The sequence below is a fragment of the Rhizobium sp. 05L429 genome (genome assembly GCF_056397645.1).
This window is the reverse complement of the sequence record NZ_JBFTNV010000063.1, coordinates 1-7,829: the sequence shown is the minus strand read 5'-3', so window position 1 is coordinate 7,829 and position 7,829 is coordinate 1. Positions and strand designations below refer to the sequence as shown.

The window sequence follows — 7,829 nt, the reverse complement described above, 5'->3', positions numbered from 1 at the left end:
GATCGGCACCTTGCGTGCGACGAGGTGGTGAAGCCGCCGTCGATCGGCGAGGGATAGTTGCTGATAGCATCGGGACATGCCAAAATCTCCAAAGTGAAGCCATTGAAATCATTGGCATGTCGCACTTGGAAATAGAATGTACCCCCTTACAGATGAAAATCGCATAATCTATCTTATGGAACCTAAAACTCAGTGGCCCGATGTGACCGTTAAAAACAGCCTCAAATTTCCAGCAGCAAAAAACTGCAGCCATTACCGCTATTCTGCGGCGATGGACGCTGACGCTTCGCCTCCCACCAAACCGTAAACCCTTGCCCGAGATAAGATACGCTGCGCCCAGCTGCGGTGTGTCGCCGGCTCGCACATCGAACCTCCAAATTTGAACACGGCAGCAGCGTCTATCGCCAGGATCTTCGATGCCGCCTCATAGTCGGCCAGAGGGACCTTAAAGGCGTTCTGGACGATGTCCACCTGGCTTGGGTGGATAACAGTCTTGCCTACAAACCCAAAGCTGACATCTCGTGTCACCTCCCGTAACAAAGTAGCTTCAGCACCATTGTCGTCGATGTTTTCGAATACCGGAGCCGTGAGGTCGAACCCCTTGGACTTCATCACCGACGTCAGCATGGATACCGCATAGATTAGTGGCCCTTCGTAGAGGGAAGTGTTGCCCACCCGCCTAAGGCCAAGACAAGACATGAGGTCGTTGCCACCGACACGCAATGCAAGGATCCGCTCGGGGGAGTCCGCAAGAAACTCGTCGCGCAAATCCTTCATCGCGGACTGGTCAAACACCTCCTCTGTTTCGAGAGTCGGCATGATATAGAGATCGGTGTGGCGGACCGCTTCAACCCACTTCGCATAGTCGCCGGCGACCACTTTGGGAGCAACGAAGCCGTCGATATTGTGAATTCCCGCCATCTGGGCGATGCGTTTTGCCATATCGAGATGCCGCGGCCTGACAAATACCAGCGGGAAATGTGTTTCGGTGCTATCGCCTTTAGCTTGACCGATACGCATCAGTGTCTTCTCGAGAATATCCATGCCCTCGAGCACGTCCTTTTCGAGCAGTGCGTCTTCCAGGCAAAGCACCATGGAGCGCAACTTCGGCACTTTTGTCCCTGCGATATACTCGAGCGCGTCCGGTTTGAGGATCGGCATGTAAAGAGTCGCCCCCAATTCATAGGGCGATGTATTCTTAAGAGCCATCATAATACCTGCTGAATTAGCGTCACTGCGCGGTAGGGGTGAATTGCCTCGGGGGCGACGGTATAGGGAATGCTCTTCTCACGAATGAGATGCATTAACGCCGAAAGGTCCTTGTCGTCCTCGGAAGACACAAACACCATCTCCGGGACCCGGCGCAGAATTGCCCGTGTCGCCTCTGCGATGCCCGGCTTAATGCGGTTCATGTTCGTGACGTTGTTCCGCGCACGAACGAATTCCACAGCCTCTTTCGCTTTCGCGCTGTGAGAGCTGCGGTCAGCGTCAGTCCAAAGCGATGGAGGATGGTATAACGAACCGGCTGCTTGGGCTTCGAGAGCGACTTCGCTGTGTCTCCAAACGGTGTCCACAAACCTCTTTGAGATATCGTGCGGCTCCAGGTGAGCCCACTGCATGCAGGCATGGAAGTCTTCCGGCCCAACGACATCCGCGCTCAAGATCGAACGACTAATAAGTCCCGACACTGTACTTCCAAGTATTCCTGAAGGGATGAGCCAGTCCTCTCCCGAAGCTGCGAGCCAGGATCGGCCGGCCGGATCGGCGRGCACGACGAGTCGCGGCTTCTCATCGGAATAGGCCTTAAAGCTCCGCTCGAGTTCGTTGGTTATCGCTCCCTTTCCCGTCCATCCATCGACGAAGACCAACCCTTCGATGGGGCGGCGTTCGAGGATATAGCGCATGGCATTTCCGTCGATGCCCTTGTCTCGGATGATCGATACGCCAAAGTGGACGACATCGCGACCAAGCGCCTTGAGAGCCCTGTTGAGGAGCACGCCAAGCGGAACCCCTGCACGCACGAGACTAGCAAGCGTGATAGGACCCTCCACCGCTGCACTGATTGCGCGCGCTAGCGATACGACCTCAATCCCCATCCTCTCCGCGCCAGCGGCCATCGCCTCGTCGAAGAGACGCATATAGCCCTCGTCGGGGAAGCGTTCGATTGAAATCATCTCAGAATAGTGGCGGAGGCCCGACTGTATGCACGCCTCCTTCTCGGAGACATCGGTCAGGGGCATAACCACCTTCTTGAGAAGGAATAGGACATCCGCGGCGGCGTAACTGCCTGGGAACGGCTTGTTGTAGGCGGGTGGCATGACAGGGAGTGTCCTTGGTGCGGTTTCAGATCGACGTCAGCTGCCTATCCGACTACGACATACGGCTTCTTGAGGGCATCGAGGAGAATTGGACTTATGTGCTGTTCTTCAGTCTCGGAACAAAGGTAGATACGCGAGTATTCCGCAGGATCGACGTTATAGAGGTAGTTCGGCACATGACCGCCGTAGTTGTCCTCGAATGCGAACTTCCGCCGGATCGCATGCCCGATCGAGATTGGCGAACGCGTCACCGAAGAATATCGGACATCAGCACCCAGCTTCTCAAGATGCTCGGCGAGAAGAAAGGGCTGCCAAACATTTTCGCCCGTACCGAGGACAAGAGTTCTACCTTCTGGTTCGAAAGGTGCTTGGATACGGATCGAGTGACGGTCCACACCCATCCGTCCCCAGTCGAAGTCTGGATTCGGAGAGATGACAGGCCCATCACGCAGAGGCAGGCTCGGCACTTCCGGAGCAGGCGCGACATTGTCGTTGGGCGTCCACCAATAACTCCCGGTAAGGATCGACACATTCTGCACATCGTTGTCGATCAAGCGTTCCGCTGCCCCAGCCGACCAGTCCGTAAGCGTAACGAGAACAATTCGAGTGATGTTCTTCTTGAGGGCCTCAGGCAGCGCCGAATAGAGGTTGCCGAAAGTCTTGCCAGTCGAAGCCTCGTCATCAACAAGTACGAGCGTCTTCGCGTTGTCCAGAAGACGACGGACATTTGGACTGCTTGGAACGTGGATTAAATGGCGCGTGGCGTGACTGTGTTCCTCCCGAAACTCGCAGACAAGCGGAAGCCCGAGCGAATGGCGAGTCGTGGAGATATAGATGCCATCATCCCGACCGTTATCATTCGCCCATTGCTGGTGGACGCCGGCGCCGAGGCCGACCGCCGTTTCTGCCATGCCGATGAAAATTACTGGCCCTGCGACGTCGCCCGGTATCTGTGATGCAAGAAGCTTGTAGGTCCTGCGCATCGTGGACGGCTTGACGGGAATATGTCGGCCGAGGACTTTGGAAACGAATAGGAACGAGCGCTTTGGGTTGATGCGCTGCGCGAACCCGAACATTTCGTGCGCCGGAATGAGATAGCTTTCTACCTTGGCGGAAATAGTTCCACGATCAAGTTCGGCAGTCAAAGTTTCAGTGGTTGCGGCAAGCATCGGAAATCCATTTGTTTGCGTGTCTCGTTGGCTGCTTCCGGACCGCGACTTCTCAGGCGCATTCGCCCATCTGTGGCACTGCGCAGCGGTTCTTTATGTTTGCCAAAATGATTAGGCGGGGACGTACTGAATCATCCGACCCTCGCCGTCGAGCCGTATTCTTGCCCTGACGCTACGGCGGCCCTTCACCTTAAATACGATGACGTCCGTCCTGAAATCCTCCAGAACCAGTTCATTGCCTTCAGGATCGAGCATGGTCTGCTCACGGCCGCCTACGTCGCGGAAGCCATTCCGCAGCAGGAAGTTCTCGTTGTCGGCATCGACCTTGATCGCTTTGAGCCTTTTTGGTCGCTGCGATAGGCCGAACAACAATCCGCCGCCGGCCAGCATACCCTGCACACCGAGTGCGACCAGCACCGCGGTGGCCGAAGGCCCCTGGGAGTTTTCCCCTCCGCCCGCTATGCCGAGGAAGGCGAACATAAACAGCCCAAAGCTGGCGGCGATGATCACTGCGTTCATGAGGAAGGTGATGAAGACGGTCCCGACCGGACCCCGGTTGTGACCGCGGGACATGTTCCAGATGCCGAATGCCGTACCTGCAAGCGCGACCGCTGCAAGTACAATGAAGACGAAGTTGTTACGCGTCTTGCGGTAGACGTCACGCCCCATACTGAGCCCCGCGCCAGCGACGGCTGAATGGACGAGCAGGTTGATGAGCGACCCGCTTGCGTAACTGCTTCTCGACATGCATTCCCCCGGGATCGAAACGTCGGGAGACGCCCCATGCGTCCCGACAGCAGAAGGGGGGCACGTGGCCCCCCTCCTATTGGCAGCCAACCCCGGATCAGGCGAGGTTGACGCCGAAATCCTTGGCGAGGGAGGCTAGACCGCCAGCGTAGCCTTGGCCCACGGCCTTCATCTTCCAGTCGTCAGCAGTGCTGCCGCGGTATACTTCACCAAACACCAGAGCGGTTTCGGTCGAGTAGTCTTCCGACAGGTCGTAGCGGGCGATCTCGGCGGCGCCTGTGTTGTTGACGCTGCGGATATAGGCTTCGCCAACCTGACCGAAGTTCTGGCCGCGGCTCTCGGCTTCATGGATGGTGACAGCAAAGATCAKGCGCTTGGCGTCGACCGAAACTTTGGAGAGGTCAATCACTACGGCTTCGTCGTCGCCCTCGCCTTCGCCGGTACGGTTGTCGCCCTTGTGCTCGACCGCACCGTTGTCGCCGATCTTGTTGTTGTAGAACACGAAGTCGGAGTCGCTTCGGACTTTGCCGTTTTCGCCGACGATGAAGACCGATACGTCGAGGTCGAAGGCAGCGCCGTCGGTCGTGCGCGGCTTCCAGCCGAGGCCAACGAGAAGGCTCTTGAGGCCCGGTGCTTCCTTGGAGAGAGAGACGTTACCGCCCTTGGAGAGAGATACTGGCACGTGTGTTTCCTTCTGGTTATAGGGTTGGTGCTAAGTTATCCGCTAGGATGCTCAGGAAGCGCTGATGCCGTACTGGGCGCAGACTGCGGCGAGACCGCCGGCATAGCCCTGACCTACAGCACGGAACTTCCATTCCGAACCGTTGCGGTACAGTTCGCCGAAGAGCATCGCGGTCTCCGTGGAAGCGTCTTCCGACAGGTCGTAGCGGGCGATTTCCGAACCCGTCTCGTCGTTGACGACGCGGATGAATGCGCCGGCTACCTGGCCAAAGTTCTGGCGGCGGTTTTGTGCGTCGTGGATGGTCACCACGAAGACGATCTTGTCCACGTCGGCATGAACCAGGGAAAGATTGACCTTGACGGCCTCGTCGTCGCCATCGCCCTGCCCCGAGCGGTTGTCCCCGGTGTGTTCGACCGAGCCGTCGGGGGCCTTGAGGTTGTTGTAGAAGATGAAATCGGAATCGCCTCGAACCTTGCCTGCCTTGGTCAGGAGGAAGATGGACGCGTCGAGGTCAAACTCCGCTCCGTCCGTATTGCGCGGATCCCAGCCGAGGCCGACGAGGACCTTCTTGAGGTTCGGATCGAGTTTCGAAAGAGAGACGTTGCCCCCCTTGGACAAGCTTACCATTGCTTTACCTGACCTTTCGGTTGGTTGCGTTTGACTACCGGTATTCCGCACAGTGGTGCCATCGCCCTGTTCGGGCGCATTTCATACGGCGAGATTGAAGTCGGCCGGATCGAGACGGAGTTCTTTGCAGATGTCGATGGCTGCGTGGATTTCGTTCTTATCGAAGTTGCCGTCCGAGTTGGCAACGATGATCGCCACCCGAACCAGCGTCCGCGCTGCGTTCTCGTCATCGCGGTTTTTGCCAACCGCGGAAAGCGCCTCCATGTCAGCGAAATCCTTGTCGTTATCGTATTTCGCCGCCCACTTCTTCCACATCGCGATGACGTCCTCGACCTTGAAGACGGATAGGACGTCCGAGTTCTGAACGATACCCATCATTTTCTGCTTTTCCTTAGGATCGACCATCCCGTCGGCGTATGCCATCTTCGCAGACGCCGCGATAACGCCTTCGAGGAATTTTGCGTTCTTGAATTTGCCCACCTCCGTCATGATGGCGGATTTTGCGGCGGCTGTGTTAGCTTTCAACCAGTCGAGTACCATTGTTCCTGATCCTTTACTTCGAGCCGGCCTGCCAGCGCAGACCCCAGCCGTATGTTTTGTCCACATCCTGCGTGTCGCGGAAGTATTGGACCTCTCGCTTCACGCTGATTTCCCCGCCCACGTTCTCGAGCAGAACAATCGCGCATGTTCTCCTGTCATTCGCGCCTTCGTCGAGTTTAATCTCGATCGGCGCGTTGTCCGGTACGTATACAGTGACGGTGCCATCCGTCTCCGTCCAGTTTGCCACACCATCGTAGATCATTGTGTAGATCATAATGCGGTGGATATCATTCCACTGCGATCCGTTGATGCGCATCCACTCGCCGTCAGTGCTCGCCCCCGTGCGGTCATCGGCCATCAGTTTGATGAACGGTGCCTGATCCAGGCTCCCGAAATTCTTGCCAAGCGCCTGAACGGCCCCTTTGAAACCATTTTTCAACTCAAAGAGGCACCCGAGGTCGAGGTCAATGCCTTTGTTGCCGCCGCCCAAAAGCCCGCTGAGGACGCCTCCACCGCCTTTGGTGCGCTTGTTCCAGTTCAGGTTGATCTTGATCTCGCCGAAGGACGCGCCTTTCTTGGCAAGGCTGACCTTGGGAGAAGCCTTGGTCAACGTTACCTTGGACAGGCTGATGGGAGCCGCGGTCGGCTTTGGTGGGACCGCGGGAACAGACGGCGGCGCGGGTGTCGAGGTCCTCGAAGGCGCGGGATCGTCGTCGATTTTCACCCCCATGCTCTCGGCCAGCGGCTTGAGGCCGCCATTGTATCCCTGCCCGACCGCACGGAATTTCCACTGGCCATTACGCTTGTACAATTCGCCGAGGACAAGGGCGGCTTCCGACATTCCCGTTACGGGAACCTCGAAGGTAAGCGCCTTGACGCCGCCGCGTATGACCGACACGACGAGCGTAGCGACGTCGGAGAAGGAGACGCGCTTTTTCTGCGCGTCGCCAATGGTCCCCGTGACGGCGAGTTTCTCAGCGCTCTGCGGCATCTTCCGCAGATCTATTTCGAAGCTTGCCCCGTTGGTGCCGCCTGGTGCGGTCCGGTTGGTCTCCGTCATCCTCACAGCACCCGCCTTGTCAGCGCGCTGACCATAGAAGATCATGTCGTCATCACTGGCGACCTTCCCCGTGGCGGTGAGAATGAAGGCCGACACGTCGATCTCGTCGATCGCCGCTGTCTTCAGCTTCCAGTTCACCGAAATCTCGAAATCCTCGCCCGGAAGGGGGGCGTTACCCCCCATTGTCAGTGCTGTCATTTTCCCCCGCCCCGTTTCGCCCAGTTCAGTTCATTGCCGGCCTCAGATGAGGCCTAGCGCCGGGGTGACGAGATCCTGTACCGTGCGGCCATTCGCTGGAGCGCCGAGTGCCTTGACGTTCCAGCCGTTGCCATCGCGGCTGACAACCGCCATCACAAAGCCGGAGTTGCGGCCCTTTTCGCGAAGTTCGAACTTGCAGATTTCTTTCTTCGTGGATTCGTCCACCAGGCGGCAGAAAGCGTTGTCGACCTCGTCGAAGGTCTGGCCACGATAAGAATTGACCGTTACGACCAGATGGGCGACCTCGGCAGGAACTTTCGCAAGATCCACACGGACGACTTCGTCATCGCCGTCTCCATCGCCGGTCAGGTTGTCGCCGCTGTGGATGATCGAACCGTCCTTCGACTTCAATTGCTGAAACCAGACGTTGTCGAGGACGCGCTTTCCCGAATCCACTAGGATGACCGAGGCGTCGAGATCGATACTAC

The 7,829-nt window shown here is 57.6% G+C and carries 9 protein-coding genes; all 9 read right to left on the bottom strand.

The window, feature by feature from the left end; translation table 11 throughout:
* Positions 1-258: 258 nt before the first annotated feature.
* Positions 259-1,212, bottom strand: a complete 954-nt coding sequence (locus tag AC1DNW_RS35160; RefSeq protein WP_477855742.1) for an HpcH/HpaI aldolase/citrate lyase family protein — start codon at positions 1,210-1,212, stop codon at positions 259-261.
* Complete coding sequence (locus tag AC1DNW_RS35155; RefSeq protein ID WP_477855740.1) at positions 1,209-2,318, bottom strand: cysteine protease StiP domain-containing protein; 1,110 nt, start codon at positions 2,316-2,318, stop codon at positions 1,209-1,211. Before AC1DNW_RS35155 ends, AC1DNW_RS35160 begins: the two co-directional genes overlap by 4 nt.
* 44 nt (positions 2,319-2,362) lie before the next feature.
* The gene (locus AC1DNW_RS35150; protein ID WP_477855738.1) at positions 2,363-3,487 is read right to left on the bottom strand and encodes a phosphoribosyltransferase domain-containing protein; all 1,125 of its coding nucleotides are present in this window, start codon (positions 3,485-3,487) and stop codon (positions 2,363-2,365) included.
* A gap of 111 nt (positions 3,488-3,598) precedes the next feature.
* Positions 3,599-4,234, bottom strand: a complete 636-nt coding sequence (locus tag AC1DNW_RS35145; protein ID WP_477855736.1) for a hypothetical protein — start codon at positions 4,232-4,234, stop codon at positions 3,599-3,601.
* 97 nt (positions 4,235-4,331) lie between these two features.
* Positions 4,332-4,916 carry a TerD family protein gene (locus tag AC1DNW_RS35140; RefSeq protein ID WP_477855734.1) on the bottom strand — a complete coding sequence of 195 codons (585 nt, stop codon included), beginning with the start codon at positions 4,914-4,916 and terminating at the stop codon, positions 4,332-4,334.
* A 51-nt stretch (positions 4,917-4,967) separates the two neighbouring features.
* A complete protein-coding gene (locus AC1DNW_RS35135) occupies positions 4,968-5,543 on the bottom strand; it encodes a TerD family protein (protein ID WP_113309432.1) in 576 nt (191 codons plus the stop codon).
* Between the two features lie 81 nt (positions 5,544-5,624).
* The gene (locus tag AC1DNW_RS35130; RefSeq protein WP_477855731.1) at positions 5,625-6,083 is read right to left on the bottom strand and encodes a tellurite resistance TerB family protein; all 459 of its coding nucleotides are present in this window, start codon (positions 6,081-6,083) and stop codon (positions 5,625-5,627) included.
* Positions 6,084-6,096: 13 nt separating this feature from the next.
* Positions 6,097-7,326, bottom strand: a complete 1,230-nt coding sequence (locus AC1DNW_RS35125; RefSeq protein ID WP_477855744.1) for a TerD family protein — start codon at positions 7,324-7,326, stop codon at positions 6,097-6,099.
* Between the two features lie 57 nt (positions 7,327-7,383).
* A partial coding sequence (locus tag AC1DNW_RS35120) for a TerD family protein (protein ID WP_477855730.1) occupies positions 7,384-7,829 on the bottom strand: 446 nt, incomplete at its 5' end.

Excerpts from the sequence above, each read along its gene's own strand:
- AC1DNW_RS35160 (WP_477855742.1), bottom strand. The coding sequence starts at position 1,212 with ATGATGGCTCTTAAGAATACATCGCCCTATGAATTGGGGGCGACTCTT.
- AC1DNW_RS35150 (WP_477855738.1), bottom strand. The coding sequence starts at position 3,487 with ATGCTTGCCGCAACCACTGAAACTTTGACTGCCGAACTTGATCGTGGA.
- AC1DNW_RS35145 (WP_477855736.1), bottom strand. The coding sequence starts at position 4,234 with ATGTCGAGAAGCAGTTACGCAAGCGGGTCGCTCATCAACCTGCTCGTC.
- AC1DNW_RS35135 (WP_113309432.1), bottom strand. The coding sequence starts at position 5,543 with ATGGTAAGCTTGTCCAAGGGGGGCAACGTCTCTCTTTCGAAACTCGAT.
- AC1DNW_RS35130 (WP_477855731.1), bottom strand. The coding sequence starts at position 6,083 with ATGGTACTCGACTGGTTGAAAGCTAACACAGCCGCCGCAAAATCCGCC.
- AC1DNW_RS35125 (WP_477855744.1), bottom strand. The coding sequence starts at position 7,326 with ATGGGGGGTAACGCCCCCCTTCCGGGCGAGGATTTCGAGATTTCGGTG.